The organism is Luteipulveratus mongoliensis, from assembly GCF_001190945.1.
Classification (GTDB): Bacteria; Actinomycetota; Actinomycetes; order Actinomycetales; family Dermatophilaceae; genus Luteipulveratus; species Luteipulveratus mongoliensis.
In genome coordinates, this window is the sequence record NZ_CP011112.1 from 250468 (window position 1) to 276675 (window position 26208).

Annotated in this window: 25 protein-coding genes; 14 read left to right on the forward strand and 11 right to left on the reverse strand. The window is 68.9% G+C overall.

The features are described 5' to 3' along the window. Positions 1-16: 16 nt before the first annotated feature. Positions 17-1564, forward strand: coding sequence for a serine/threonine-protein kinase (locus VV02_RS01225; RefSeq protein ID WP_052589352.1), 1548 nt, complete (start codon positions 17-19; stop codon positions 1562-1564). Here the strand turns inward: VV02_RS01225 and VV02_RS01230 are convergent, their stop codons facing one another. Beyond that, the gene (locus tag VV02_RS01230; protein WP_052589353.1) at positions 1565-2764 is read right to left on the reverse strand and encodes an MFS transporter; all 1200 of its coding nucleotides are present in this window, start codon (positions 2762-2764) and stop codon (positions 1565-1567) included. Positions 2765-2822: 58 nt separating this feature from the next. Between VV02_RS01230 and VV02_RS01235 the strand changes: the two genes are divergently transcribed. Further along, positions 2823-3779: an ArsR/SmtB family transcription factor gene (locus tag VV02_RS01235; protein WP_052589354.1), complete on the forward strand. Its 957-nt coding sequence runs from the start codon at positions 2823-2825 to the stop codon at positions 3777-3779. A 34-nt stretch (positions 3780-3813) separates the two neighbouring features. Here VV02_RS01235 and VV02_RS01240 read toward each other — a convergent pair whose 3' ends face one another. Next, entirely contained in the window at positions 3814-4755 is a 942-nt protein-coding gene (locus VV02_RS01240) for an AraC family transcriptional regulator (protein ID WP_052589355.1), read from the reverse strand. Positions 4756-4897: 142 nt separating this feature from the next. On the opposite strand from VV02_RS01240, the gene VV02_RS01245 reads away from it, so the two are divergent. The 5 genes from VV02_RS01245 to VV02_RS01265 are packed head-to-tail and all read left to right on the forward strand — an operon-like array spanning position 4898 to position 11061. Next, positions 4898-5788 (forward strand): NmrA family NAD(P)-binding protein, encoded by an 891-nt coding sequence (locus VV02_RS01245; protein ID WP_052589356.1) that lies wholly within the window; start codon positions 4898-4900, stop codon positions 5786-5788. Between the two features lie 38 nt (positions 5789-5826). After that, a complete protein-coding gene (locus tag VV02_RS01250) occupies positions 5827-6933 on the forward strand; it encodes a monodechloroaminopyrrolnitrin synthase PrnB family protein (protein ID WP_052589357.1) in 1107 nt (368 codons plus the stop codon). Continuing rightward, positions 6933-8210 (forward strand): FAD-dependent monooxygenase, encoded by a 1278-nt coding sequence (locus tag VV02_RS01255; protein ID WP_052589358.1) that lies wholly within the window; start codon positions 6933-6935, stop codon positions 8208-8210. The genes VV02_RS01250 and VV02_RS01255 overlap by 1 nt, the downstream gene beginning before the upstream one ends. Beyond that, positions 8207-9676 carry a 4-hydroxyphenylacetate 3-hydroxylase family protein gene (locus VV02_RS01260; protein WP_052589359.1) on the forward strand — a complete coding sequence of 490 codons (1470 nt, stop codon included), beginning with the start codon at positions 8207-8209 and terminating at the stop codon, positions 9674-9676. Before VV02_RS01255 ends, VV02_RS01260 begins: the two co-directional genes overlap by 4 nt. After that, complete coding sequence (locus VV02_RS01265; RefSeq protein WP_052589360.1) at positions 9673-11061, forward strand: MFS transporter; 1389 nt, start codon at positions 9673-9675, stop codon at positions 11059-11061. Before VV02_RS01260 ends, VV02_RS01265 begins: the two co-directional genes overlap by 4 nt. Before the next feature lie 62 nt (positions 11062-11123). On the opposite strand, the gene VV02_RS01270 is transcribed toward VV02_RS01265, so the two are convergent. Beyond that, a complete protein-coding gene (locus VV02_RS01270; protein WP_052589361.1) occupies positions 11124-11333 on the reverse strand; it encodes a dodecin in 210 nt (69 codons plus the stop codon). Between the two features lie 159 nt (positions 11334-11492). Between VV02_RS01270 and VV02_RS01275 the strand changes: the two genes are divergently transcribed. Together VV02_RS01275 and sigJ are read left to right on the forward strand one after the other, a co-directional pair. Further along, positions 11493-11936 (forward strand): carboxymuconolactone decarboxylase family protein, encoded by a 444-nt coding sequence (locus VV02_RS01275; RefSeq protein WP_245632968.1) that lies wholly within the window; start codon positions 11493-11495, stop codon positions 11934-11936. A gap of 43 nt (positions 11937-11979) precedes the next feature. Then, complete coding sequence (gene sigJ / locus VV02_RS01280; RefSeq protein ID WP_052596401.1) at positions 11980-12828, forward strand: RNA polymerase sigma factor SigJ; 849 nt, start codon at positions 11980-11982, stop codon at positions 12826-12828. Here sigJ and VV02_RS01285 read toward each other — a convergent pair. Genes VV02_RS01285 through VV02_RS01300 form a run of 4 tightly spaced genes read right to left on the reverse strand, consistent with a single transcriptional unit; the run spans position 12819 to position 15928 of the window. Continuing rightward, positions 12819-13508 (reverse strand): aspartate/glutamate racemase family protein, encoded by a 690-nt coding sequence (locus VV02_RS01285; RefSeq protein WP_052589362.1) that lies wholly within the window; start codon positions 13506-13508, stop codon positions 12819-12821. The genes sigJ and VV02_RS01285 overlap by 10 nt on opposite strands. A 15-nt stretch (positions 13509-13523) precedes the next feature. Continuing rightward, positions 13524-14705 carry a nucleotide disphospho-sugar-binding domain-containing protein gene (locus VV02_RS01290; protein WP_083449823.1) on the reverse strand — a complete coding sequence of 394 codons (1182 nt, stop codon included), beginning with the start codon at positions 14703-14705 and terminating at the stop codon, positions 13524-13526. Between the two features lie 3 nt (positions 14706-14708). Next, positions 14709-15344: a VC0807 family protein gene (locus tag VV02_RS01295; RefSeq protein WP_052589364.1), complete on the reverse strand. Its 636-nt coding sequence runs from the start codon at positions 15342-15344 to the stop codon at positions 14709-14711. Further along, on the reverse strand, positions 15341-15928 hold the full coding sequence (locus VV02_RS01300; protein ID WP_052589365.1) for a TetR/AcrR family transcriptional regulator: 588 nt from the start codon (positions 15926-15928) through the stop codon (positions 15341-15343). The genes VV02_RS01295 and VV02_RS01300 overlap by 4 nt, the downstream gene beginning before the upstream one ends. 99 nt (positions 15929-16027) lie before the next feature. On the opposite strand from VV02_RS01300, the gene VV02_RS01305 reads away from it, so the two are divergent. Both VV02_RS01305 and VV02_RS01310 read left to right on the forward strand, forming a co-directional pair. Continuing rightward, the gene (locus tag VV02_RS01305) at positions 16028-16588 is read left to right on the forward strand and encodes a TetR/AcrR family transcriptional regulator (protein WP_052589366.1); all 561 of its coding nucleotides are present in this window, start codon (positions 16028-16030) and stop codon (positions 16586-16588) included. A gap of 74 nt (positions 16589-16662) precedes the next feature. After that, on the forward strand, positions 16663-17610 hold the full coding sequence (locus VV02_RS01310; RefSeq protein WP_052589367.1) for an NAD-dependent epimerase/dehydratase family protein: 948 nt from the start codon (positions 16663-16665) through the stop codon (positions 17608-17610). A gap of 2 nt (positions 17611-17612) precedes the next feature. Here VV02_RS01310 and VV02_RS01315 read toward each other — a convergent pair whose 3' ends face one another. Further along, on the reverse strand, positions 17613-19229 hold the full coding sequence (locus tag VV02_RS01315) for a cellulase family glycosylhydrolase (protein WP_052589368.1): 1617 nt from the start codon (positions 19227-19229) through the stop codon (positions 17613-17615). 147 nt (positions 19230-19376) lie between these two features. Then, positions 19377-20564, reverse strand: a complete 1188-nt coding sequence (locus tag VV02_RS01320) for a PucR family transcriptional regulator (protein WP_052596402.1) — start codon at positions 20562-20564, stop codon at positions 19377-19379. An 84-nt stretch (positions 20565-20648) separates the two neighbouring features. Here VV02_RS01320 and VV02_RS01325 point away from each other — a divergent pair, with 84 nt between their 5' ends. Then, a complete protein-coding gene (locus VV02_RS01325; protein WP_083449824.1) occupies positions 20649-21761 on the forward strand; it encodes a ferredoxin reductase in 1113 nt (370 codons plus the stop codon). Positions 21762-21789: 28 nt separating this feature from the next. Further along, positions 21790-22971 (forward strand): fatty acid desaturase family protein, encoded by a 1182-nt coding sequence (locus VV02_RS01330; protein WP_052589370.1) that lies wholly within the window; start codon positions 21790-21792, stop codon positions 22969-22971. 261 nt (positions 22972-23232) lie between these two features. Here the strand turns inward: VV02_RS01330 and pdxR are convergent, their stop codons facing one another. Beyond that, the gene (gene pdxR / locus VV02_RS01335) at positions 23233-24630 is read right to left on the reverse strand and encodes a MocR-like pyridoxine biosynthesis transcription factor PdxR (RefSeq protein ID WP_052589371.1); all 1398 of its coding nucleotides are present in this window, start codon (positions 24628-24630) and stop codon (positions 23233-23235) included. Positions 24631-24664: 34 nt separating this feature from the next. On the opposite strand from pdxR, the gene VV02_RS01340 reads away from it, so the two are divergent. Beyond that, the gene (locus VV02_RS01340; RefSeq protein ID WP_052589372.1) at positions 24665-25078 is read left to right on the forward strand and encodes a VOC family protein; all 414 of its coding nucleotides are present in this window, start codon (positions 24665-24667) and stop codon (positions 25076-25078) included. A gap of 168 nt (positions 25079-25246) precedes the next feature. On the opposite strand, the gene VV02_RS01345 is transcribed toward VV02_RS01340, so the two are convergent. Next, a complete protein-coding gene (locus VV02_RS01345) occupies positions 25247-26191 on the reverse strand; it encodes a D-2-hydroxyacid dehydrogenase family protein (protein ID WP_052589373.1) in 945 nt (314 codons plus the stop codon). Positions 26192-26208 lie beyond the last annotated feature (17 nt).

The window sequence follows — 26208 nt, forward strand, 5'->3', positions numbered from 1 at the left end:
GAAGGATCGACAGGGGATGACCGGGGAGATCGATCGCGTCATCGACGGTCGCTTCGAGCTGCTGGACCGGCTCGGGAGTGGCGGGATGGGTCTGGTGTGGCGCGCGCGCGACACAGCGCTCAACCGCGAGGTCGCCCTCAAGGAGGTCCGCCCGCCCCACCCGACCGTTGAACAGGAGGCCGATGCCGCCGAGCAGCTGCGGGAGCGCGTCATGCGCGAGGCTCGGTCACTGGCGCAGCTCAACCACCCCAACGTCGTCACCATCCACCAGGTCCTCGACGACCCGTCGTTGCCTCATCCGTGGCTCGTCATGGAGCTGGTGACCGGTGGTTCGCTGGCGGACCGTCTCGCGTCCGGGCCGATTCCGCCCGACGAGGCCGCGCGCATCGGGCGTGGCGTGCTGTCCGCCCTCACCGCCGCGCATCGCGTGGGCATCATGCATCGCGACGTGAAACCGGCCAACGTGCTGCTGCGCGAGGACGGCAGCCCGGTGCTCACCGACTTCGGCATCGCCGCCGGCCAGGAGGCCACGCACCTGACAACGACCGGTCAGGTGCTGGGCTCGCCCGAGTACATCGCACCCGAGCGGCTGCGCGGCGAGGAGGGCAACCCGGCCTCAGACCTCTGGTCTCTGGCCATGACGCTGTACGTCGCGGTCGAGGGCCGCAACCCGTTCAGCCGACCCACCGCGATGGCGACGCTGGCCGCGGTCCTGACCGAACCCGTACCCCAGGCCGCGCACGCGGGCCCGCTGCATGACTTCCTGGCCGCCACGCTCGTACCCGACCCTGCCGACCGAGCCGCGCCCGCTGAGCTCGACAGCCTGCTTTCGGGGACCGAGACGCGAGCCGCGGCGCCACTCCATCTGGCGGAGACTCAATCCGCGAATCTCATGCCGTACGAGGGTGGTTCGGTCCCGGCCCACGTTCCGCCGCCAGCACCGCGGCGTCGGCGTCGTGTTCGCACGATCGCGATCGTCGGTGCGCTCGTCGTGGCGCTGCTCGCTTCTGCCGGCGGATTCGTCGTCTATCGATTCCAGACTCGCGTGACGTATGCCTTCTCCTCGACGCCGACCACGGCGTCCGGCAAGCTGTCAGCCTCGTCCGCACCGACCGAGATCGCCGAACCGCTCCTGACCTCTGACAAGGCACGCCAGGTGATCGCCGCCCTGCGAGCCGCCAGCGGCCCGGGCACGGTCACGTCCTTCGATCTCAACAACTCCAGCGCATCGATGGATGTCCTGGTGGCGGGCACGAATGGCAACAAGTACGCCACGCAGCGATACACCTACGTGCACGGCGACATTGCCCTGAGCGGCTCACCCATCGCGCTGAACAAGACGACGTCGGACGTGGATCCGGCTGCGTACAACTGGGACGCGCTACCGGATCTCCTGAAGGCGGCGCGCACCGAGTTCGGGATCTCCGGCAGCGGCACGCCGTCCGTCTCTCTTTATCGCAACCCCAGGCCGACCATGTCGGTATCCGTCCTCGAGGGCAACAAGGCGGGACGCCTCGAGACCGACATGAACGGCAAGGTCACCAAGAAGTTGGCGGCCGATTGATCATGCAGCCTGGACGACCGCCGACACTGGCTTGGCGGACCGGCTCAGGCGAGGCATCAACACCCCGGTCGCGATGAGCGAGAGCCCCGCCATCACGGCGATCGACCACCCGGCAGCACCTGGACCGTCGAGCACCTGCGCGATCCCGCCGGCCAGTGCAGCGCCAATCGCCTGCCCCGCCATCAGACCCGTCCCGGACAGACCGAACGCTTGGCCGCGCGCGTCATCCGGTGTGTGCCAGACGAGGCGCTCCTGCAGCGGCAGGGCCGCTGGGTAGCCGAACGCCGACACCGTGATCAGGATGATCGCGACGGGTAGCGGCAGGTCGAGCGGGAACAACAAGAACGGCACCGCGAGCAGCAGGCGCAGCGGCAGCACCATGCGATCCCGCACGGCCTCGGGGATGAACCGCCCGATCACGATGTCGCCGGCCAGCATGCCGACCGCACCCGCGGCGAAGAGGTAGCCGGCGTCGTCGGCGGCGTACGGGATGAACATCGCCTCACACCCGACGATGAGCCCGTTGGGCACCCACATCATCAGGTAGAGCGGCAGCAGGACAGGGGACCGGAGGAGCTCTCGGTTGATGCGACGGCTGCGCTCGACGACCTTGCCGACCGCACGCGGAGGGTGGTCGCTGATCCAGAGTCGCACGATCGAGCCGGACACCACGCCGGTGACCGTTGCGATGCCGAACAGCCACGACGGCGACATGGCGGCGAGCAGGACGGCGCCGACGCCGTACCCGATGATCTGCATGCCGCCGACGGTGATGTTCATGGTCGCGCGGGCGAGCACGAACGCGTCCTTCGGCACGATGTCCGACAGGAGCGCGACGACCGTGCCCGAGGTCGCGGCCAGCGCGACATAGCCGGCGGCGAGGATGACGAACCGCATCCACCAGGTGAGGCCAGGGAGCAGCTGCAGCGCGGCGGTCGACGTCGTCACGGCCGCCGTGAAGACCATGGCCGTACGCGGGCGCATCAGGTCCGAGGAGGCCAGCAGGTAGCGGGCGGTGACGAGCTGCACGAGCGGGCCACCGAACAGCGAGATGGCGGTCAGCAGGGGAGAGCCGGTCTCGGCGTACATGACCGTGCCGAGTGCGAGGTTGGAGACGACGATGCCGACCATCGCGAACAGGCGAGCGATGAACAGCACTCGGAACTCTCGGATCCCGAAGATCTCACGGTAAGTCGTCATTAGACGTACTCTGACGCGCACGAGAGCAGGACGCCATCTCTTCGCGTGGAGGCGAAACATGGGTACATGGCAGGTCCCGGCGTCGGTCCTGGCCAACGCTCGCTTCGACGTCTCGCCGATGGCCGAGGTCGCGGGAGCGCTCGGGCATCTGTCGCGCGACCGCAGCCGTGGTGAGCGAGCCTTCGTCGCAGCCCATGCGGAGGCCTTCGACCAGATGCTCGCCGACCACCCGGGGCGCGCCGCCGTGGTGGACCACCACTTCCGGAAGGGTTGGCTCGCCGACTTCCTGTCGCTGCCCCCGGACCGACCGTCACCGACCTTCGCCGACGAGCTGGCCCTCGTGGAGTCATTGGGAGACAAGCAGATTCGCGCGGATCTGCGGGAGTCGTCGCCGTCGACGTTGCCTCGCGTCCTCACCCGACCTGGCGTCGCGACCCATGCCGTCGAGCTGCTGGACTGGCTGTGGACCCACACCATCGCGAGCGACTGGCCCCGCCGCGAACGCATTCTGCGCGCCGACATCGTGGCCCGCACCTCTCGCCTTGCTACCCACGGGTGGGCCGGCGTACTCCGCGATCTCGGACGCAATCGCGAGTGGCTCGACGGCGAGGAGCTGCGGATCAACCGCGCCGAGTACCCGACCCGACGCCTCGACGCCGACGCGCAGCTGACGTTCATCCCGGTGGGTTGGGTCGCGAGCTGGGTCGGCTGGGCGCTCCCGAAGAGGTACGCCGTCTACTACCCGGTGACCGGCGCCCTCGCCCCTCTGGCGGGTGGATCACCCGACGGGCTCGGCCGGCTCGTCGGTCCCAACCGGGCTCGCATCCTGCTCGAGCTGGCGGACCCGGCGAGTACGACCGCGCTCGCCGCCCGGACCGACCTACCTCTCGGGGCGGTCGGCAACCATCTCAAGGTGCTGCTCGACAGCGGGCTGGTCCTGCGCAGGCGCTCCGGGCGCGAGGTGCTCTACTGGCGCACCGCGCTCGGGGACGGCTTGGTCGCGGCCGGCAGCTGAGCGGCCGGGACCACCGCGACGTCGACTCGGCCGCTCAGCTGACCTGAGCGGCCGAGTCGCCGCGCAACGAGCCGGGCGAGGCGTCATAGGTCTGCCGGAAGGCGATGTGCAGCCCGACCGCGCTGCGGTAGCCGACGCGGTGGGCGATGGCCTCCTGCGACAGCGAGGTCGTCTCGATCAGCCGCCGCGCCTCGGCCAGCCGCCGGAGACGCAGGTGGCGGGCCGGCGTCTCGCCGACGATGTCCTTGAACACGATCGCGAACGCCGAGCGCGACATCTGGGCGATCGCGGCCAGCTCGGGGATGGACCACGGCCGGGCGTAGTCCTCGTACATCGCGATCAGCACGCGGCCGATCGATGGGTGCGCGAGCGCGCGGCTGATGGGGGCGGGCGGGTCCATCGCCTGCAGCGTGGACCGCAGCCCGAGCACGAACACCATCTCGAAGATCCGCAGCAGCACGGCGTGCGTGCCTGAACCCTGCTCGTCGAGCTCGGACATCAGGCCGGCGAGCGTGTGGGCCATGGTCGGATCGGCCTGGATCTGGTCGCTGCGGGCGATCAGGACGTTGGGCAACGTGCGGTAGAGCGGGTACTCACCCTGCGGCGCGTAGTCGAGGCCGGCGCAGACCATCCGGCCGACCATCCGACCGCGCCCGAGGTTGAGGACGTCGGCGCCACCGGGCTCTCGATCGGGCAGCAGCTCATCAATGGTTCGCGGGACGGCATTCACGTCCTCGGCGATGGTGTGGGACGCACCGCGGGGAAAGATCGCGAGGTCGCCGGCGCTCAGGTAGCGAATGGGCTCGCCTGTAATCCGCACCACTCCGCTGCCTTGCAGCATGTAGTGCAGCAATGCCCTGGGCTCGCGCTCGCCCCGCACCCCCCAGCCCTGCCGTAGTCGCCAGTCGGACACATACGCGCCGCGCAACCGCAGTGGGCGGAGGAGGTGGCTCAGAGAGTCGCCTTGGTCCCACATAAGACGAATTCTACGAGTCCCGCGCGTCCTCTTTATGGAAGATCCCGTTATTCGAGGTCAGGATCAACACTTCAAACCCCAGTCACCGGGCCAAAAAACCCGGGTCGCGGGGCCATGTTCACGCGGGAAAGAGGAGCTCAAGATGTTCAACGGGTCTGCTGCCATCGGGGTCTTCGGGGCCTACGGAGCACAAGGGGGAGCCATCGCCGGCGCCCTGGAGAGCCGCGACGTCGCAGTGCGCTGCTTCGGCACGAAAGCCCGCATGCACGGGCAGGCCCACGAGAGCGTCCGGGTGGATCTGGGTGAGCAGGAGCAGGTCACTGCAGCCCTCCGGGGCCTCGAGGCCATCAGCCTCACCATCCCGCTCGAGTACGACGCGCGTCGTACCCGTCTGTACGCCGAGAACATCGCGCACGCCGTCAAGCAGAACGACGTCCGTCGGGTCGTCTTCAATACCAACACCCGCATCCCGGCGCGACTGACTGCAGTCCCAGCCTTCGAGACGCGACGGGTCGTCGAGGACGTCCTGCGCCAGTCGGGCATCCCGCTGACCATCGTGCGGCCGGCGATGTACCTCGAGAACCTCCTGGCGCCGACGGTCGCGGCCGAGGTGATCTCCAACGGCGTCCTTCGCTACCCCGTGCCGGCCGAGACGCCGATCGCCTGGATCAGCCTCAAGGACCTCGGTTCGGCGGTGGCGAGCGCGCTGCTCGACGACGGTCGTACGGGCGAGGACATCAACATCGGCGGCGAGGACCTCACCGGGCCGCAGCTGGCGTCGCATCTGCAGCGCGCGCTGGACCGCCCGGTGACCTTCGAGGCGATGGACCCGACCCGCTTCGAGGACGGTCTCGCGCTGGCCATCGGCACCCAGGCGGCGCACGGCGTCGCCGGGCTCTACCACTGGATCAACGTTCACCCCGAGACCAGCACCATGAGCGGCGGCTACGAGTCGCTGCGGACGCTCGGCGTGACGCCGGGCTCGGCCACCGAGTGGGCAGGTGCCCGCTGGCCTGCCCTCAGCAGCATCTGATCACCCGCCTGATGTCAACGCTCCGGGAGGAGACGATGATGACCTCATCGTCCGCTCACATCCACTACGACGTGGTCTCGGTTCAGGAGGCTGATCCGCTGATCGCGGACTCCCTCCTCGCCGAGCTACCGGCCATGAACGCCGCCGCCGACACCCGCGAGCTCGCCGAGCTCCTGATAACGCTCAGCGGACGTGCCCGCGCCCTCTGTGCACACCGCCTTCCACCACCCGTCCAAGGTTTGGCCGTCATGCGCGACCTCGGGATCGTGCTCGGCTCGATCAAGCGGCACGGCACCGAACCCCTGGACGTGGTGCCCGAGCTCACACCGCTGCTGCTGGCGCTCGGCCGGCAGACGGACCTGGTCCCGCGTGACACGGTCCAGCACTACACGTCCTGGAACCCACCAGGCGCGCGAAGACGCACCTACACCGATGACGAGCAGGAGACTTGGCTGCAGGACTCGGTGTCCCACGTGTTCCCCGACCTCAGCGCATCCCTCTCGATCAGCGAGACCCTGGTCGACCTCGACCCACGCGACACCCGATTCGCCGCGAACGCGCGACTACTGGCCCGGACCGTCCACTCGATGCTCGAGGCGATCGACTCGGTCACCGCTCGAGTCTCTCCGATCTTCTTCGCCCAGGAGATGCGGCCCTACTTCGAGGAGATCACGGTCGACGGCACGGAGTACCTCGGCCCGGCCGCTGCCCAGGTCCCCCTCTGGCTGGTCGACCTGTGCCTGTGGGCCTCGGACCGCAATGCCGACGCGTATGGCTCGTTCCTCTCGGAATCCCTGCAGTACGCCCTGCCGGACTGGCGTGACTTCCACGGCCGCCACCACCACCGACCGTCGCTGGTGACGAGGTTGAGCAACCTCATGATGGCCGACCCGCGGCGGACCTCGCCGGCCCTGATCGAGAGCGCGAAAGCGGTCGGTGACCTCCTTCGTACGCTCAAGACCTTCCGTGGGCGGCACATCACCATCGCCAAGAAGGCGTACGCCGAAGATGTCCGCCTCTACGAGAACGGCAGCGGCGGAGCACCCATCGCGCTGCTGCAGGAGATTCTCGACCTGACGCGGGAGAACGAGAACCTCATCCGGTCGCGGCACCGGCCGGCACCTCGAGCGGCAGGAGCAGCGTGATGTCACGCATCGTCATCGCAGGCGGCGGAATCGCCGGGCTCTGCACCGCGCTGGCGCTCCATGCGACCGGCCACCGCGACATCACCGTCCTGGAGCGCGCCCGATCGGTCGAGCCGCTCGGGTCCGGGATCAACGTCATGCCGCAAGCCGTCCGCGAGCTGGATCGGCTGGGCCTGCTGGACGACCTGCGGGCGATCTCCGTCGAGACCACCGAGCTGGTGTACGCGACAGCCGGCGGCGAGGAGATCTGGCGGGAGCCGCGTGGTCGCCGCGCAGGGTTCCGTTGGCCGCAGCTGTCCATCCACCGGGGCTGGCTCCAGATGTGCCTCGCGCGGCACGTTGCCGAGCGGCTCGGACCGGACACCATCGTGACGAGCTCTCATGTCCTGGCCGAGCCGGGCGGGCTCGAGGCCGGTGTCGTGCGGTACGAGGACCGCAGCATCCGCTCCATCCGCAGTCTCCCCGCCGATCTGCTGATCGGTGCCGACGGCATCCGGTCCGAGGTCCGGCAGGCGGTCGCTCCGGAGGACCCCGGGCCGCGGCCCAACCCACAGGTGGTGTGGCGCGGGATGGCCTGGGGTGAGTCCTTCCTGGACGGCAGCTCGATGGTGATCGCGGGCGACGGCACCCGCAAGGTCGTGTTCTATCCGATCGCCCACAAGAACGGTCGCGCGCTGATCAACTGGGCGGCAGCCGAGCCCATGGTGTCGGAGACCGAGGGCGGCAACTGGAACATGCCGGCCCGCCCGAAGGCCTTCGCTCCCGGGTTCGAGGGGTGGCAGGTCGAGGGCGTCGACATTGCCGAGCTGATGCTCGCCAGCGACGACTGCTTCGCCTACCCGATGGTCGATCTCGACCCGCTCGACCACTGGAGCATCGGGCGGACCACCCTCGTTGGTGATGCCGCGCACGCGATGTATCCCGTCGGGTCCAACGGTGCGACGCAGTCGATCATCGACGGGGCCGCACTGGCCCACCACCTCGCCGCCCACCACACGCTCGATGAAGGCCTGGCGGCGTACGAGCTGGATCGCCGCACGGCCACTCGCCCGATCCAGGCCGCCAACCGAGCCCAGGGGCCAGAGGTCGTCGTCGACCTGGCCGCTGCACGGGTTCCAAGCCAGTTCACTACTGTCGCAGAGGCATTCGAGGACGGCGAGCTGGCGGCTATCGCCAGCCGCTACGCGCGTACGACGTCCTTGGACCAGGCCAACACCGACAGTCCCTACCCGGCACCGACGACGGCTGCCCGGTTGTTCGAACGGAGTCATGCATGACCAGGAACGGGCAGGAATACCTCGAGGCATTGCAGGACGGACGCACCGTGTGGCTGGGGCGCGAGCGCGTCGACGACGTGACCACACACCCGGCGTTCGCCCAGGCGGCACGCTCGTTCGCGCGGCTGTACGACCTCACCAACGATCCTGAGCACCGCGACGACCTCACCGTTTCCTCGCCGAGCGGACGGACACTGCGGGCGTACGACGTGCCGAAGTCGTACGACGACCTGGTCGCCAAGCGTGAGGCGCACCGCGTGTGGGCTGCGGACAGCTTTGGCTTCCTGGGGCGTTCGCCCGACTACATGGCGGCCGGTGCGGCGGGCTTCCTGGCGCGGCCTCAGGTGTTCACCACGGACACCTATGACGGCGCCGACAACGTCCGGGCGCTGCACCAGCGGTGGAGTCGCGACAGCATCTTCCCGGCATTCACGATCACCAACCCGGCGAGTGACCGCTCCAAAACCCTTGGTGAGCAAGAGGTTCCGGACCTGTTCCTGTCAGTCGACCAGGAGCGCGACGACGGCATCGTGGTGTCGGGCAGCAAGATGATCGGCACGGCTGCGGTGTTCGCCGACGAGATCATGGTCGGCACGATCGAGCCGCTGGGGCCCGACGACCAGGACTTCGCGTTCAGCTTTGCGCTGTCCCCGTCGACGCCCGGCGTCAGCCTGATCTCCCGGATGTCCTACGAGGCGCAGGCCGCGTCCGGCAAGGATTACCCGCTGTCGTCCCGGTTCGACGAGAACGACGCGCTCCTCGTGTGTGAGTCGGTGTTCGTCCCGTGGGAGCGGGTCCTCACCTATCGCAACGTCGAGTCGACGTTCGGGATGTGGTGGCAGACACCGGCGTACACCTATATGGCACACCAGGCTTCGACGCGGTTCTGGACCAAGATGGAGTTCCTGGCCGGCGTTGCGGTGCTGGTCACGCGCGCCAACGGCTCAGCCGAGAACCCTGCGGTGCGGTCCGAGGTCGGCCGGCTGCTCGGCTACGTCCAGATGGCCAAGTCGATGGTGCTCGCCTCGGAGGCGGCGCTCGATGCCCAGCCCGAGGACGGTGGCGCCGTACGCCCGGACGCCGCGATCACGTACGCCCAGCGCATCCTGGCCGGCGAGATCTATCCCAAGTTCGTCCACCAGATCAAGATGTTCAGCGGCGGCAGCCTCACCCAGGTGCCGGCGTCCTGGCACGACCTGCACGACGCGACCGTCGGCCCGCTGCTCAAGACGTACGCCCGGTCGGTCACCCAGGACACCGAGGACCGGGTCGCGCTGATGAAGCTCGCGTGGGACGCCGTCGGGTCCGAGTTCGCTTCGCGTCACGCGCATTACGAGCAGTTCTACCAAGGCGCGCCGCACGTCTACCTGACCCAGATGGCGTTCGCGGGAGGCGCCGACGAGTGCGCGGACCTCGCCGGGCGAGCCTTGAGTGAGGCTGCCGGGATCGACAGCCCGAAAACATGACCGACACGGTGGCGAGCACCACGGTGGACGCCGGGACCACCACGCGGTGGTTCCTGGCGCTCACCCAGTTCTTGCTGATCCTGGACACCGCGCTGCTCAACGTCGCGGTCCCGGCGATCGGCACCGACCTCGGGCTCGGCGCCACCGGTCAGACCTGGGTGCTCAACGCGTACGTCGTCGCGTTCGGCGGTCTGCTCCTGCTCAGCGGGTGTCTGGCCGACGCTCGCGGCCCCGGCCGGGTGCTCATCGCCGGCCTCCTCGTTCTCGCCCTCGGCGCAGCCGTGGGTGCAGTGGGACAGACCGGCGCCATCGTGATCGCCAGCCGTGCGGCGCAGGGGGCCGGCGCGGCTTTGGCGGCAGCATCGGCGATGGCGCTGGTCTTCTCCCGCTTCACGGGTCCGGCGCGTGGTCGTGCCTTGGGTCTCGTCGCCGCGATGGCGGGCTTGGGTGGCGCGGTGGGGACCGTGCTCGGCGGCGTGCTGACTGAGTGGATCAGCTGGCGAGCGACGTTCTGGCTCAACGTGATCGCGGCTCTTGCGCTCGCCATCGCCGCGCGCTGGGTGCCCGATCTCTTCGGCCGCGGGCGTCCTCGTACGTTCAACGCTGTCGGAGCCGCCTGCATGACTCTTGCGCTGGCAGCGACGGCGTACGCCGTGACGTCGACTGCCGACGTGGGCTGGCTCTCGCCTCAGGTCCTCACCTCGGCCGCGGTCGCGGTCGTCGCGCTGCTCGCGTGGTTGAGGTCCGAACGGCGTCCGATGAGACCGCCGCTCGTCAACCCGATCGTCTGGCGTACGCCGGCGCTGCTGCGGGCGCTCGTGCTCGCGGGCATCGGGCAGTGGGTGCTCGTGCCGGCCTTCCTGGTGATCAGCCTCTACCTGCAGCACGTGCTCGGTTACGAGCCCGCGGCCGCGGGCCTGGGTCTGCTGCCGATGTCGGTGGCGATCTGCTTCATCGCACCGCAGGTGCCTCGCGCGATGGCGCGATGGGGTCTGCGGATGGTCATGGTCGGTGGGTTCATCCTGGTCGCGCTGGGGGCGACCTGGCTGACCCAGATCTCCGCGGACGGCTCGTTCTTCGTCTCCGTCCTCGGTCCGACGATGCTGCTCGCGCTCGGGCTGCCGACGGTGTCGATCGCGACCAACATCGCGGTGGCGGAGACGACGCCCGCGGACGAGCCCGGGCTCGGGTCCGGGCTGCTGACGACGGCTCAGCAGCTCGGCGCGACGCTCGGGCTCGCGGCGTGGGTGTCGATCTCGGCCGCCGGGTCGCCGACGGGTGCGGTCGATGTCACCCAGGGCTACGCGCGGGCCTTCGCGGCCGGCGCGGTGGCGATGGTCGCGGCGGCGGTGCTCGCGTCGCGAACCTCCCGGCTCTCGCAGTAGGTCCTGGCAGGTGCGCGCTGGAGCGCGCGCGTCCCAGGACGCTGCCAGCTGCTCGTCGCGCGTCAGCCTTCGAGGCGGAAGCCGAGCTTGACCGTGACCTGCCAGTGCGCGATCGCGCCGTCAACGATCTGGCCTCGAATGCTGTCGACCTCGAACCAGTCGAGGTTGCGCACCGACTTGGAGGCTTGACTGACGGCCGTGGCAACGGCTGCCTCGACACCGTCCGGTGAGGTCCCGACGACCTCGGAGATGGAGTACACGTGATTGGCCATGGCATTGCTCCGTCCTGCGGCGGCCGAGCGTCGCCGTCGTCGTCACGCTAGACCTGCCGGCGGTTGGCGGCCAGCGCTCGGGAGCGCGGTCCTGTCACGTTCTCGTCGTGCGCGTTGTCGGGATAGATGAACGACCCCACCACGAAAGGAAGCACCTTCATGACTCTGCAGCGGATGGACCTGATGGCCGTCATCCCGGACGCCTACCAGGCAGTCCTCGGCCTCGAGAAGTACAGCCGCAGCCACGTCGACCCGACTCTTTATGAGCTGGTCAAGCTGCGCGCGTCGATGATCAACGGCTGCGCGTACTGCGTCGATATGCACAGCCACGACGCGATGGAGGCGGGCGAGACCGCACAGCGGCTGTTCGGGCTCGCGGCCTGGGAGGACGGTCCGTTCTACACCGACAAGGAGCGCGCCGCGCTGGCGCTGACCGACGAGGCGACTCGGCTCGGCGAGCACGGCGTCACCGACGAGGTCTGGAACAACGCGACGTCGCACTTCACCGATGAGGAAGTCGCCAATCTCCTCGTCGCGATTGCGACCATCAACGTGTGGAACCGCATCTGTGTCCCGACTCGGCGCGAGCCGGCGCACCGCTGACCCCGATGATCGACCTGACAGTCCGTCAACGACGGTCAGCGTGATGTCGGAACGATCGTCGGAGCAGCACTGGGTCGCCGAGCGCTCGCACCTGCTGGCGCTCGGCTACCGGATGCTCGGCTCGTGGCACGACGCCGAGGACGTGCTCCAGGAGGTGTGGATCGCCTGGGCGGCCGCTGACCGTACGCCGGTGCGCAACCCCGCGGCGTACCTCACCACCGCCATGACCCGGCTCTCGATCAATCGGCTGCGACAACGCCAACGGCGGCAGGAGACGTACGCCGGACCCTGGCTCCCGGAGCCCGTCGCCACCGAGCGGCTCCCCGAGGACTCTGCTGTCGACCGCGACTCGATGTCGCTCGCGACCTTGCACCTGCTCGAACGGCTCACGCCGCCCGAGCGTGCGGCGTACGTCCTGCGCACGGGATTCGCCTACTCCTTCAAGGAGATTGGGCTGATCCTCGACCGCACGGAGCCGACGTCGCGGCAGCTCTATCACCGTGCGCGAGAGCGGATGGACGCCGACGCGCGGTTCCAGCCCGATCCGGCCGAGCACGAGCGGCTGCTCATCGCTGTCCTCGCGGCCGCTCGCCAGGGCGCCGTCGAGGACCTCGAGCGCGTGCTGCACGAGGACGCGGTGCTGTGGTCCGACGGTGGTGGCAAGGTGGCGGCGGCGTACAAGCCGATCCTCGGCTCGAACCGCGTCGCCCGATTCATGACCGGGATCTTTGCGAAGCATCCGTACGCAACGCGCATCATCCAGGTCAATGGGTTGCCGGCGGTCGAGTTCTCGGTCGATGGCGTCCGGCGGATCTACGCGCTGCGCATCGTGGACGGAGCGGTGGCCGAGATCCTGATCCTCGCCAACCCCGACAAGCTCGCCTACGTCTGAGCCGCGTCGATGGCTGCTGTCACGTGCAAGGACGTGGTGGCAAAGACGGGAACGGGCGAATCATCCTGCCCCACAAGCAATTCCAGCTCTGTGCAGCCGAGGACGATGCCCTCGACGCCCCGCGCGACCAGTCGCTCGATGACCGTGCGGTACGACGCCCGTGACTCCTCGCGTACGACGCCCTGGCACAGCTCGTCGTAGATGACCCGGTGCACCTCGGCGCGGTCCTTCGCGTCCGGGACGATGCACTCGATGCCACGCTCGGCCATCCGTTCGACGTAGAACGGCTGCTCCATGGTGAACGCGGTGGCGAGCAGGCCGACTCGCGAGATGCCCTGTGCGGCAACGTGATCGGCCGTCACGTCGACGATGTGCAACAGCGGGATGTCGCAGGCGTCCTCGATCTGCGGCGCGACGAGGTGCATCGTGTTGGTGCACAGGACGAGGAGACCCGCGCCCGCTCGCTCGAGCCCGACCGCAGCCTCTGCGAGGATCTCCCCGGCCGCGTGCCAGTCGCCGGCGACCTGCAGCCGCTCGATCGGTGCGAAGTCGACCGAGTGCAGCAGGATCGGCGCCGAGTGCAGGCCGCCCAGCCGCTCACGGGTCAGCTCGTTGGCCCGTCGGTAGTAGATCGCGGTCGACTCCCAGCTCATCCCGCCCAGCATCCCGATAGTGCGCATGGGGCCAATCCTGCGCTAGTCAGCAACCGAGGCCGCGAGGGCGTCCTGCACGGCATCGGCACCCAGCGCTCCCGCGTCGAGCGACTCCAGCAGCCAGGCCCACTCGTCCACCCTGGCCCGCACCTGCTCGTCCCCGCTCACCTGGTCGATCGCCGCGCCGACCTCTGCCGGACTGGGCGCGTCCCCCAACGCCACGCCCAGCCCGAGCTCGGCCACCCGAGCAGCGACAGCGTGCTGCTCGGTCGTCTGCGGCAGGCACACCATCGGCACCCCGAGCGCGAGCGCCTCCTGCACGCTGCCCATCCCTGCGTGGGTCACGAACACCTCCGCACTCGCCAACTCCGCGAGCTGATCTGCCTCCCGCACGACTCGCACCGCTTCGGTGCTGGGCGGCACCTGGTCAGGCGCCAGGTCGCCGACGGCCAGCAACCCCGGGCGACCGGTGGTCTCGATCGCCCTCGCGATCGCGCGGAACGTGTCAGCTCGCTGTGTGAACGAGGTACCGAGGGCGGCGTAGACGCCGCGGCGTTGAGCGGACGGCTTGGGCGCATGCCGCGTCCGGAGCGCGGGCCCCGCGAAGACGTAGCTCGCGGGGAAGGTCCCCCCGGCTGGCTGGAACTCGCGCGGGATCGCTACGACGGCGCGGTCCGCCCGACCTACGGCGAACTCCTCGACGGTCACGGCCGTCGTACCCCACTCCTTTGCCAGACCGGCGTAGCCGTCACTCAGCTGCCTGTACGCGTCGTGCCCCGGGTTGAGGATCGTCGCGCGCTCCAGGTCGCCCGCGATGTCGAAGTGCTCGTTGTAGGCGAAGGACGGGAACAGCTCGACCGACTGACAGCCAACGATGTCGACCAGCGCCCGCGCCGTCACATAGGTCGTCCGGTCGAACACGAGGACGTCCGGTGGGAGCGACGTCATCAGCGGAACTAGCTGCGGCAGAACGTGTTTCGTCTCCTCCAGGAGCACGAAAGGCAGCCAGGCCGCGAATTCCGGCCCCGGCGGAGTCTCCGCCGGAGCCGGGACCAGCGTGGAGTCGTACGCCACGTGCCCGGCTCCCGTGAGCCGCGCCGCCCAGCCGTACGGCTCGGGCACGACGTAGGTCACCTGGTGCCCGCGCCGGACCAGCTCAGCGGCGAGGTCGAGCGTTGGATTGACGTGGCCGGTGGCCGGAATCGTCAGCAGTGCCAACCTCATTGGTCACGCTCGCATGCCGTGACGAGCGGTGTACGGGAAGAACCAGCCGAGCAGACCGGCGAGCATCACGACGTACTGGATGTTGGTCACGAGCGGGACCGCGTCGAGCGGCACGGTGTAGGCGATGACCACTCGAACGATCGCGTCGAGCACCAGCACGACACCGACCACGCAGCTGACCAGCCTCAGGTCGCGACGGAAGCGAGGCTCGTCGTGCCAGCGCTGCTCCCAGATCTCGCCTGCGCCGTCACCCTTCTTGACGGTGGCGATCATCCGACCGAGGTGCAGCATGAACGGCCGCCTCATCCACAAGGACGCGATGATCCAGAGCCCGAGCATGCCGGTCAGCCAGCCGTCTTTGGCGAAGATGATCCGCGGATCACCCTCCAGGTAGGCGACTGCGGCACCGACCACGAACAGGCTCAACATCACCAGCCCGACGACGTCGATCCGCCCGCGCAGCAGCGACAGGACAGCCCGCGCTCCGGGGATGGCACCGCTGACGACCGACGCGAGCAGGATCGAGGCGCCGGTCTGGCGCAACAGGTAGAACACGGCGAGCGGCAGGATCACGTCGATGACCAGCTGCACGACGAGCTGGCGCTTGAGCGCCGCCTGAGACTGCGTGGCCGCGGTCATCGCTGCACCTGCGTCGCCCGCTCGAAGATCTCGACGAGCTCATCTGCGTAGTGACCGAGGTCGGTGTCACCGTTGGCCGCCCGGCCGACGGCTCGGTCGATCGCCGCCCGCAGCGTGACGGCCATGACGGTCGGGTCGAAGTCGCGCATCTCTCCTGCTTCCTGTGCTGTCACGAACAACTGCTCGAGCAGGGCAACCGACACGTCGGCGGCCTCTGCGTCGTCTTCCGAGGGTGTGAGGTTGGGGACGATCTCCAGGGCCGCACGGGCGTACGTCGGGTGCTCGGCCAGGAAGTCGAGGTTGCTCCTGATGTACGCCGCCAGCCGGGTCCGCGAGGTGCGCGCCCGTTGGATGGGCGGCTGCATGAACTGCTGGGCCTCGACCACGACGTACGCCAGGGCCTCGCGCATCAGCGCGTCCTTGGATTCGAAGTGGTAGGAGATCAGCCGCGTGCTGCTCAGCTGCGCGTGCTCGATGATCCGAGCGAATGATGTTGCGTGGTAGCCCTGCTCGGCCACGACCTCAACAGTGGCCCGCAGGATCTGCTCTCGGCGGTCGGTGACGGCCGTGTCTGTTACTCGCATGAGTAAGAAGTTACCTGACCAAGTAACAATCCGCAACCGGCCGGCGGGGGCCGGCCCCGGACTGGCCAGTTCGAGAAAGTGAGTGTACGGTCACTCACTATGCAGACCGAGCGCATTCGATCCACCTCCGAAGCCCGTCGACACACCGTCACGCGCAGCGCCGTCGAGGTCTTCGCCCGCTCGGGTTATGCGACCAGCCCGATCACCCAGGTGGCCGAGCACGCCGGCATCTCATCGGCGTACGTCATGAAGCTCTTCCCTCGCAAGGTCGACCTGTTCGTGGCCGCGATCGACGACTGCTACGAGCGCATCGTCACCTGTCTCGAGCAGGCCGCCGACGGCGCCGAGCGCGGCACCACCGAGGAGCTGCTCGATCGCATGGGCGGGGCCTACGCCGAGCTCATCGCCGACCGCGACCTGCTCCTGCTGCAGGTTCAGGCGCTCGCCGCGGCCCAGATCCCCGAGGTGGCCGAGGCCGTACGCCGGGGGACGGGCGCGATCACGACCCTGCTGACCTCGCGCGCCCGCACGTCCGAGCGCCAGGCCCAGGACTTCATCGCGCGTGGCCAGCTGTGCCACCTGCTCACGGCCACCGGCGCCTTCGACGTCGACGAGAAGTGGGCACAGACCCTCACGCTCGGACTCCGCCACCCCGCCTGACCCCCCAACCCCATGCGGGGCTTCCGCATGGGCCAGCAAGTGAATGACCAGTCACTCACCATCAGGAGAGCATCATGAGCACCTCACCACTGCACGTCGTCCTCGGCGCCGGCCCCGCTGGCAGCACCCTCGTACGGGAACTCGCATCGCGCGGGCTGCGAGTGCGGCACGTCAACCTCAGCCCGATTGACGACGCGCCTGACGAGGTCGAGACCGTGGAGGCGGACGTCTCGTCCGTCCCCGAGGCGACTCGGGCGACCGAGGGCGCCGCAGCGATCTATCACGCAGTGAATGTTCCTTACCACCAACAGGTTTCGTTGATGCCGGGCATCGGACAGGCCGTTGTCGCTGCCGCCGCACAGCACAGCGCGCGACTCGTCGTGCTCGACACGCTCTACCCGTACGGCGAGGCGGATCCGACGGCGATCACCGAGCAGACGCCGTGGGCGGCGTCCACGCGCAAGGGCTTGATGCGGGCCGAGCTCGATCAGATGTACCTCGACGCACATCACGCCGGCACGGTCGAGGTGGTCCTCGGCCGCTCCGCCGATTTCTACGGGCCGCGGGTGCTGAACTCGACTCTCGGCGGCGCCTTCTTCCCCGCCGCCCTCAGTGGTGGCCAGGCCCTGGCGTTCGGTGACATCACGCTGCCGCACAGCTACTCATATCTGCCCGATGTCGCCCGCGGTCTCGCTGAGCTCGGTACGACGGACCGCGGGCTCGGTCGGATCTGGCACCTGCCCACCGTCCCGGCTGTGAGCACCGCTCGCGTGCATGAGCTGGTCGGTCAGATCCTCGGTCGCGCTGTCTCGGTCGACGTAGTGGCCAAGCCCGAACCGGTCGGTCCGTTCGATGAGCTCTTCATGTCCGAGTACGAGGAGATGTTCTATCAACACGTCCTGCCGCAGAACATGGTGTCGGCCGCGTTCGAGCGCGAGTTTGGTTTGACACCAACCCCGCTCGAGGACGGTCTGCGCACGACCATCGACTGGTACGCCGAGTCGTTCGCCAGCCGGGCCTGAGCTCAGTCAGTCGCAGAGTGCCGGGCTCGCCGGCCGCGTCTCGCGGCCACCACGACGGCGCCCAGGCCACCAGCGCCCAAGGCCGTGGTCAGCGCCACGACGTCACCGTTGTCGTACGTCGGCTGCACGGGTCCGTCGGTGGCGACCGGCGGGCCCGAGACGGTGGCAGAGGGAGGCGCACTGGAGGTCGGCGACGTCCGTCGCGCGGTCACGGTGACGTCGACCATCGAAGCGCCGGGAGCCAGCGACAGGACGAGTTCGCGCGCGTTGGGCGCGGAGCGCACGTGGGCGCCGGTGACCCGCACGTCATAGCCGTGCGGAGCGTCGGAGGCGGGGATCAGGATCGTGGTGCTCGACCCCGCGCCGAAGCTGCCACCGCCGACCCGCCTTGGGCTGTACTTCATGGTGAATCTGCCTGCGGCCCGGTCGAATCCGTAGCTCAGCGGAGTTCCCGAGACCCGATCCGGGTGCGGGACCGCGACGTACTCCAGGGAGGCGGTGTCGGTCTCGTTGTACGCCCAGAGCATGGTGCCGACGCGGTGTCGGGCAGCGAGGTCGGTCACGCCTGCCAGCGCGCCGCGATCTTCGGTGGCGCCGTACTCGGTGAGAAGGAGTCCATGGCCGGTATCAGCGGCGTGACGGTCAGCATTGTCGAACGCTCGCCCGTCCGGCTCGGAGCAGCCGGCGTAGGTACCCGTCTGGTCGAACGAGGCGCAGTACACGTGGAACGACATGCCGAGGTTGTTGCCCCGCTGACGCACGTGAGTCGGGAAGCCGAGGTTGAACGTCACCTGCGGCTCGTAGTAGACGGTCGTGTGCGGATCGACATGTCGGACGACGTCGATGGCCTTCTGCTGGACCGCGGCCAGGGCGGCGTCCTGCGTGGGGCAGCCGTTGGAGGAGACGCAGGGCAAGAAGTCCGAGCCCGGCCACGGCTCGTTGTAGAGGTCGATACCGAAGACGCCCTTGGCGTCCTTGAAGTAGGCCGCCGTGTGCCCGATCGCCCGCGCGTAGTGCGTCGCGACCCCGACACCGTCCGGCGCCGGCTTGTCCGCGAGGAAGTTGTCGTACACCCGCTGCAACGCCTTGCTGCTGAAGTAGTTGGCCGGAAAGCCGTAGGTCGCGTCGTTGGGCAGGCCGTCGTCCAGGACCGCCCAGTCGGGCCACCCCAACCCTTGGTACTTCGGGTTGGCCATGTCCTGGTGGAAGTCCAGCAGCGTCGAGATGCCGTGCCGCTGCAACGTCTGGACCGTGCCGCGCAACCGAGCCAGATAGGCATCGTCGTACGTCCCCGGCTGCTTCTCCAGCGCGTTCCAGTACACACCGAGGCGCACGCTGGTGTATCCCTCACGCTGCAGCAGCTGAGCATCCTTCTCGCCGAAGCCCGCGCCGTCGGGCGCGTAAGGCGGCGACTTCTGCACCTCGTTGACGCCCTGAGTGATCACGACCCGGCCGTGCTCGTCCACGATCCATCGACCGGACGTCTGCCACCGAGGCGCATCGGCGGCGCTGGATGTCGGGCGGTGCCCTGCCGCATGGGCCGCGACCGCGCCGCTTGCTCCGCCAAGCACGATGGCTGCCACGCCACACGCGGCGCCCAGAGTCCTGACCGGATGCATGGTGTCTCCTCGTCGAGATTCGCCCAGCTCAAGCGCACGGGCCGAACCCGGGGCCTCCGCCCGAGGCTAGCCAGGTCGAGCACTCCCACATGCATAAATGAGTCAATCGACCAAGACCTTTGACTTAGTCCGGCCTGCGCAGAGAAGTCATGGTTCCGGCGCAGAAAGCGCAAGGACGAGGTCGCGGACGGCATCCGGGTCTTGAAGCCGGTCGCCGAAGATCTCTCGCACCTGGCCCATGCGATAGCGCACCGTCTGCGCGTGGACGTGCAGCTCGGCGGCCACGTCATCGCGCCGCCCTTGGTGCAGCAACCACGACCGCAGCGTCTCGGCCAACCGCGCCGCCGTCGCAGGGGTCTGGCCTGCGAGGGGCGCGAGCGCCCGAGCCCGCAGGTCCGCATGAGCCTCGCGGTCGGCGTACAGCACGAGCTCGGCCAGGTGCTCCTCGGTGTCGAGAGGGCTGCCGTCCGCGAGGCCGAGGGCCTGGGCGCTCAACGCGCGGCGGTAGGAGACCGCGGCCGCCCGCCAGGGACGCACCGGCCCGACGTACGCCGACCGCCCGGCCAATGCGCGGAGCACATGTCGCCGCCCGGGCCCGTCGGCGTCGGGGACGAGGAGGATCGCGCTCGACAGCTCGCCCGTGTCGTCGATGGCACGCAGGCAGCCGGAGCCGAGCTGGGCGGTGATCGCGCTGATGCGCTCGGCGGGCAGGACGACGGCCGTCAGCGTCTGGGGGACCGGCCACTCGGCGCGCTCCGCCAGGGCGATCAAGGTGTCCTCGTCACGCTCGGCGAGCAGGGCTGTCGCCAGGCGTTCGCGCCGACGTTCACGGACTCGGCCGGCAGCCGCGAGCTCGTCGGCATGCCCGGACACGCTCGACGCAGACAGGGTGTCGATGTAGGCGAAGACCAGCTCGGCGAAGCGGACCAGTGACGAGGCGTCGAGTCCTGCCGCGACCGCCACCTCGGCCAGGTCGCGCCACGCGACCCGCGCTCCGACGCGATAGGCCGCCAGCAAGGCATCCATCGAACGACCGCTGCTGGCCTCGCCCTGACCGAGGACGTACGCACCATCCACCGACGCGCGCAACGGGCGGGCTGGATCGCCTCCCGGACCAGCGGCGGCGATGCGGAGGAAGCCGGCGAGGGCGAGCTGAACGGCGTTCTCGATCGTCTCGAGCATGCCGCCGGCGAACGCGCTGGCGTAGCTGGGGACCTCATCGATGACGGCCGCGACGACGCGCTCGGCCACGTGGGGCAGCTGGTCGCGGAGCCGGTCGATCACGTCGGGCGGCAGCACCAGATCGGTCGACCGTGGCAGCTCAGCATCGGGCATCTTGATCGCTCCGAACAATTCAGGGCATTCGGTTCACGCCTGGTGGGCAAGATTTTAGACCCCACCGGGCAGCACTCTGGTCTCATGACAGCTCCAGCAACCAGCCGCACGCCGGCTGACGGCCCTCTCGAAGGGCGCCCGGGCTGGCGTAACCACGCCTTCCGGTTGGTGAAGGCGGCCACCACGCCGCTGCTGCCCGAGGACTATGTCGACCTGTTCGACCCGCTGCGCTCCACCACCCAGCTGCGCGGCCGCGTCGAGGCCGTAACTCCCGAGACCACTGATGCCGTGACCGTCACGATCCGCCCCGGGCGAGGCTGGCGCGGCCACGTGCCCGGCCAGTACACCCGCGTGGGCGTCGACATCGATGGCGTACGCATGTGGCGGGCCTACTCGATCACCTCCGGTCCGCGCACCGACAGTTGCATCGCGATCACCGTCAAGGCGATCAGTGGCGGCGCGGTCAGCACTCACCTCGTCGAGTCGCTCCAGGCCGGCAAGGTCATCCAGATGGAGCAGGCGGCCGGCGAGTTCGTCCTCCCGCAGACACTGCCGCGCAAGGTCCTCCTGCTCACCGGCGGCAGCGGCATCACTCCAGTCATGGGCATCCTGCGACACACGGTCGAGCGCCTCGATGACGTCGTCCTGCTGCACTCCGCACCCCGCCCTGAAGACGTGATCTTCGCCGACGAGCTGCGCGGCCTGGCTGCCGACGGCCGAATCTCCTTGCAGGAGAGGCACACTGACGTTGACGGGATGCTCAACGCGACAGAGCTCGACAGCCTCGTGCCCGACTGGCGCGAGCGCGCGACGTTCGCCTGTGGTCCCGGCGGAATGCTCAACGCACTCGAGTCCCATTGGGAGACAGCGGGACTCGCGGATCTGCTGACCATCGAGAAGTTCCGCCCCGCGCTCCGCGAGGCGTCCGGCGAAGGCGGCACGGTCCGCTTCACCAAGCTCGACCGCGAGGTCGAGTCACCCGGCTCACGTCCGATCCTCGACGTCGGCGAAGAAGCCGGCGTCCTGATGCCGTCCGGGTGCCGCATGGGCGTCTGCTTCGGCTGCGTGCTGCCCCTGCGCGAAGGGTCCGTCCGCGACCTGCGCAGCGGCGACGTCACCACGGCCCAGCCCGGCGACGGCGTACTCATCCAGACCTGCATCTCGGCTGCTGCCGGGCGCTGCGACATCGACCTCTGACCTGACTCGTCCACCGAAAGGACGCACCATGACTGCTTTGCAGAAGAAGGAGCACAACCCGATCGCGCACCTCACGCGAGAGGACATCGAGTCGCTCGGGAACGAGCTCGACGCGGTGCGCGCCAGCGTGATCGAGGCCCGCGGAGCCAGCGACGCGGCGTACATCCGACGCGTGATCAAGACTCAGCGGACCCTCGAGATGGCCAGCCGCGCGGTGCTGCTGTTCTCGAAGTCGAAGCCTGCCTTTGTCGCCGGCACCATCGGCCTCACGGTCTCAAAGGTGTTGGAAAACATGGAGATCGGGCACAACGTCATGCACGGCCAGTGGGACTGGATGCGTGACCCGAAGATCCACTCGACCACCTGGGAGTGGGACAACGCGTCGCCCGCCGACCTGTGGAAGCACAGCCACAACGAGCTGCACCACACGTACACCAACGTGCTCGGCCGCGACAACGACCTCGGCTACGGCATCATGCGCGTCGACGAGGACCAGCCGTGGATCCCCTTCTACCTCGGACAGCCGGCGTGGAACTTCGTGAACGCGTGCTTCTTCGAGTACGGCATCGCGGCCTACGACCTGGAGCTCGGCAAGTACTTCGCCGGCCGCAAGGACAAGGCGATCTTCAAGCGCGACATGACCAAGGTGGTCAACAAGATCCGCGAGCAGGCGACCAAGGACTACGTCGTGCACCCCGCGCTGGCCGCCCTGACCGGCTCCGGCCGTCGGACCCTCCTGGCCAACTTCACCGCCAACCTGGGCCGCAACCTGTGGACCCACTCGGTCATCATGTGCGGCCACTTCCCCGAGGGCGTCGAGACGTTCACCAAGACGTCGATCAAGGGCGAGACTCGCGGTGACTGGTACCTCCGCCAGATGATCGGCTCGGCCAACATCCACGGCTCCAAGGCGATGCACATCGCAACCGGCAACCTGTCGTTCCAGATCGAGCACCACCTGTTCCCGGACCTGCCGAGCAACCGCTACCAGGAGATCGCGCCCCAGGTGCAGGACATCTGTGAGCGCTACGGCCTGCAGTACACCTCGGGTTCGCTGCCGCGGCAGGTCGCGTCGGCCTGGTCCAAGGTGATCCGGCTGTCGCTGCCCAACCACATCGCGGCCAAGGTCAAGCGCCCCAGCCGTCGTACGCCGATCGTGCCCACCGCGCTCCCGTCCCGCCTCGCCGCAGCCGAGAAGCGCGCCGCCTGACGAAGCCGCTGGTCGAGTAGCCGGAGCGCCAGCCCCACCGCTGGTCGAGTAGCCGGAGCGCTAACCCGCACCGCTGGTCGAGTAGCCGGAGCGCTAACCCGCACCGCTGGTCGAGTAGCCGGAGCGCCAGCGGAGGCGTATCGAGACCCCTTGCGTCGCAGGGAGACTCGGGCCTCGCCGTAGCCAGGTCTCGATACGGCTCGGCTACTTGGGTCGAGTAGTCCGGAGCGCTAGCGGAGGACGTATCGAGACCCGCCTCGCCTACTCGACCAGCGATTGGGCGAGGAGGCGGACGCCTTGCACGATGGCCCGCTCGTTCAGGTTGGAGTAGCCGAAGATCAGCCCACCGCGGCCGGGACTCAAGCGATACGGACGCAGCCCGACGATGTGCACGCCCGCCCGCGCGGCAGCCTCGACCACGACGTCCTCATCCAGGTGGTCGGGCAGCCAGGTGACGACGTGCAGACCCGCCGCGATACCGGTCGGCTCCAGGTCGGGCAAGTGCTCGGCCAGCGCCGCGAGGAGCACGTCGCGACGTGTCCGATAGACCGGACGCATCCTCCGCAGATGCCGGTCCAGCTCACCGCGCTGGAGGAAGTCGGCGAACGCGAGCTGATCGATCGCCGGCGCGCCTCGGTCGGCCAGCACCTTCGCCTCGGCAACAGGACCGACCAGGTCCGGAGGCAGGATGAGCCAGCCCACGCGGAGACCGGGCGCGAGCGTCTTGCTGGACGATCCGGCGTACGCGACGACATCGGGCGCCAGACCCTGCATGGCGCCGAGAGGTGTTCTGTCGTAACGATATTCGGCGTCGTAGTCGTCCTCGATGACCAGCGCATCGCGCGATCTCGCCCACTCGATGACCGCGGCACGACGCTCCGCCGTCAGCACGCCTCCGGTCGGCCACTGGTGTGACGGGGTGAGGATGATCGCGTCGGCCTCGACGTTGGCGAGCGCGTCGTCGCGCAGGCCGTCATCGTCAACGGGTACGCCGATGACCTTGATCCCGTGGGCGTCCGCGAGCGGTCGTACGTCGTCGTTGGCGGACGGGTCCTCGACCACCACGACGCGAGCACCGCGCGCCGCAAGGACGGCCATGAGCAGGTGGCTCGCCTGGGCGTACCCGGCGGTGATGACCACGGTCTCCGGGTCGGCACACGTACCCCGAACGCGGTTGAGATAGTCGGCGATGCCTTCGCGCAGCTCAAGCATGCCGTTGCCGCTGAGGTAGCCGAGTCGGTCGTTCGGCGCCTCGGTCAACACCCGACGCAACGACCTGAGCCAGACCGCGCGCGGGAAGCTCGCGACGTCCGAGCGTCCGTAGCCGAAGTCGACGACGTACGACGGCCTCGCCTCCGGAGTGGGCGCCGGCGTCGGGGTGCCCGGCCCCGCCGCGACGCGGGTGTAACCACCTGGCGTGCTCGCGAGGTAGCCCTCCGCGACAAGCTGTTGGTACGCCTCGACCACCACTCCCCGCGACACACCCAGATCCGCAGCGAGGCTGCGAGAGGCGGGCACGGACGTACCAAGGGGGAGCCCGCCGGTCCTGATCCGGTCGCGGATGGCGGACTCGATCTGACGGTGCATCGGCTCGGCACCTGCCCGGTCGAGCTCGACCAGGAGGTCCGAGGCCAGCTGGGTGGTCTTCCGCGCGGCCATCGCCTGATGCTAGGCCGGACGGTTAGATGGCTCCATGGCAGCGCGAGCGATTCACCACCTTGACCTCTGGGCCGACGACTACGCGACCGCGGGTGACGAGTGGGCCTGGCTGCTCGGGCATCTCGACTGGGAGTCGGACCTGTCCTGGGAGTCGGGACGATCGTGGGCCCACCCGGACGGCACGTATCTGTTCATGGAGTCCTCGTCGGATCAGTCCGGTGAGCACGACCGGATGCGTGCAGGCGTCAACCACATCGCCTTCGTGATCGAGGACCGCGAGCTGCTCGACCGGATGCGCGCCGAGTCCTCGGGCCACGGGTGGCACGAGCTGTTCGCCGACCGATTCCCGCATGCCGGCGGCGACGAGCACACCGCGCTCTACCTGGAGAGCTCCGAGGGTTTCGAGGTCGAGATCGTCGTCGAGCCCACCGCCACCGACCCGAGCTGAGTCGTACACCGACCTTTGCTATCGCAAGACGACTCGCTAACTCGTAGGTGCCTCCCCTCGAGGGGAGGCACCTACGCGTTAGCGAGTCGTCTTGCGATAGCAAACAGCACCGCTCGATCGGTACGTCTTCGCTTGTCTAGGGCGAACGCTAGAGTCCGCGATACGCGGCTAGGCGAGGACGCGTACGGGCGCGCCGTCGAGGAAGGCGGCGATGTCCTCGACGACCTGGGTGAAGTAGACGGCGTACCCCTGCTCGACCACGTAGCCGAGGTGCGGCGTGAGGATCGTGCGTGGCGCGGCCAGCAGCGGATCGTCCGACGGGATCGGCTCGTCGTCATAGACATCGACGGCCGCGCCGGCGATGTCCCCGGTCTGCAACGCCTCGGCGAGCGCGTTCTGATCGACGAGGCCCGAGCGCGACGTGTTGATCAGGTAGGCGTCGGCGCGCATCCGCCTCAGGTCGGCCTGGCCGATCACGCCGCGGCTGCGGTCGCCGAGCTTGAGGTGCAGGGTGACGAATCGTGACGTGGCAAGCAGCTCTTCCTTGGAGACAGCCGCGGCCCCGACCTCGACCGCGCGCTCAGGCGTGAGGTTCGGCGACCACGCGACGACGTCCATCCCGAACGCCGCGCCCAGCTGGGCCACGCGCGAGCCGAGCCGCCCGAGTCCCATGACGCCGAGGCGCTCGCCGGACAGCGCGACCCCGACCGACGTCTGCCAACGACCCTCTCGCAACGAACGATCCTGCTGTGGGATCTGCCGGGCGAGCGACAGGATCAGCGCGAGCGCATGCTCGGCGGTCGGGTGGGGGAGCGAGTCGGTGCCGCAGACGATGACGCCCTGCTCAGCCGCGGCCGCCATGTCGATGGCCGCATTCTTGGCGCCCGTCGTGACGAGCAGCCGCAGATCGGGCAGCTGAGCGAGTACCTCCCGGCTGAACGCCGTCCGCTCCCGCATCGCGACGACCACGGCCGCTCCGCTCAGCAGCTCGGCCAGCGCCCCGACATCGCGGACGTGGTGGTCGACGAACGTGACGTCACAGCCCAGGGCGTCCCAGTCGGCGTACGTCCGGGCCACCTGCTGGTAGTCGTCCAGCACCACCACGCGAGTCATCGCACCTCCAGCTGAGC

Excerpts from the sequence above, each read along its gene's own strand:
- VV02_RS01305 (WP_052589366.1), top strand. The coding sequence starts at position 16,028 with ATGCAGACCGAGCGCATTCGATCCACCTCCGAAGCCCGTCGACACACC.
- VV02_RS01225 (WP_052589352.1), top strand. The coding sequence starts at position 17 with ATGACCGGGGAGATCGATCGCGTCATCGACGGTCGCTTCGAGCTGCTG.
- VV02_RS01270 (WP_052589361.1), bottom strand. The coding sequence starts at position 11,333 with ATGGCCAATCACGTGTACTCCATCTCCGAGGTCGTCGGGACCTCACCG.
- VV02_RS01250 (WP_052589357.1), top strand. The coding sequence starts at position 5,827 with ATGACCTCATCGTCCGCTCACATCCACTACGACGTGGTCTCGGTTCAG.
- VV02_RS01235 (WP_052589354.1), top strand. The coding sequence starts at position 2,823 with ATGGGTACATGGCAGGTCCCGGCGTCGGTCCTGGCCAACGCTCGCTTC.
- pdxR (WP_052589371.1), bottom strand. The coding sequence starts at position 24,630 with ATGGCCGCGCGGAAGACCACCCAGCTGGCCTCGGACCTCCTGGTCGAG.
- VV02_RS01285 (WP_052589362.1), bottom strand. The coding sequence starts at position 13,508 with ATGCGCACTATCGGGATGCTGGGCGGGATGAGCTGGGAGTCGACCGCG.
- VV02_RS01245 (WP_052589356.1), top strand. The coding sequence starts at position 4,898 with ATGTTCAACGGGTCTGCTGCCATCGGGGTCTTCGGGGCCTACGGAGCA.
- sigJ (WP_052596401.1), top strand. The coding sequence starts at position 11,980 with ATGTCGGAACGATCGTCGGAGCAGCACTGGGTCGCCGAGCGCTCGCAC.
- VV02_RS01290 (WP_083449823.1), bottom strand. The coding sequence starts at position 14,705 with ATGAGGTTGGCACTGCTGACGATTCCGGCCACCGGCCACGTCAATCCA.
- VV02_RS01230 (WP_052589353.1), bottom strand. The coding sequence starts at position 2,764 with ATGACGACTTACCGTGAGATCTTCGGGATCCGAGAGTTCCGAGTGCTG.
- VV02_RS01340 (WP_052589372.1), top strand. The coding sequence starts at position 24,665 with ATGGCAGCGCGAGCGATTCACCACCTTGACCTCTGGGCCGACGACTAC.
- VV02_RS01315 (WP_052589368.1), bottom strand. The coding sequence starts at position 19,229 with ATGCATCCGGTCAGGACTCTGGGCGCCGCGTGTGGCGTGGCAGCCATC.
- VV02_RS01330 (WP_052589370.1), top strand. The coding sequence starts at position 21,790 with ATGACTGCTTTGCAGAAGAAGGAGCACAACCCGATCGCGCACCTCACG.
- VV02_RS01345 (WP_052589373.1), bottom strand. The coding sequence starts at position 26,191 with ATGACTCGCGTGGTGGTGCTGGACGACTACCAGCAGGTGGCCCGGACG.
- VV02_RS01295 (WP_052589364.1), bottom strand. The coding sequence starts at position 15,344 with ATGACCGCGGCCACGCAGTCTCAGGCGGCGCTCAAGCGCCAGCTCGTC.
- VV02_RS01310 (WP_052589367.1), top strand. The coding sequence starts at position 16,663 with ATGAGCACCTCACCACTGCACGTCGTCCTCGGCGCCGGCCCCGCTGGC.
- VV02_RS01265 (WP_052589360.1), top strand. The coding sequence starts at position 9,673 with ATGACCGACACGGTGGCGAGCACCACGGTGGACGCCGGGACCACCACG.
- VV02_RS01300 (WP_052589365.1), bottom strand. The coding sequence starts at position 15,928 with ATGCGAGTAACAGACACGGCCGTCACCGACCGCCGAGAGCAGATCCTG.
- VV02_RS01325 (WP_083449824.1), top strand. The coding sequence starts at position 20,649 with ATGACAGCTCCAGCAACCAGCCGCACGCCGGCTGACGGCCCTCTCGAA.
- VV02_RS01260 (WP_052589359.1), top strand. The coding sequence starts at position 8,207 with ATGACCAGGAACGGGCAGGAATACCTCGAGGCATTGCAGGACGGACGC.
- VV02_RS01240 (WP_052589355.1), bottom strand. The coding sequence starts at position 4,755 with ATGTGGGACCAAGGCGACTCTCTGAGCCACCTCCTCCGCCCACTGCGG.
- VV02_RS01255 (WP_052589358.1), top strand. The coding sequence starts at position 6,933 with ATGTCACGCATCGTCATCGCAGGCGGCGGAATCGCCGGGCTCTGCACC.
- VV02_RS01275 (WP_245632968.1), top strand. The coding sequence starts at position 11,493 with ATGACTCTGCAGCGGATGGACCTGATGGCCGTCATCCCGGACGCCTAC.
- VV02_RS01320 (WP_052596402.1), bottom strand. The coding sequence starts at position 20,564 with ATGCCCGATGCTGAGCTGCCACGGTCGACCGATCTGGTGCTGCCGCCC.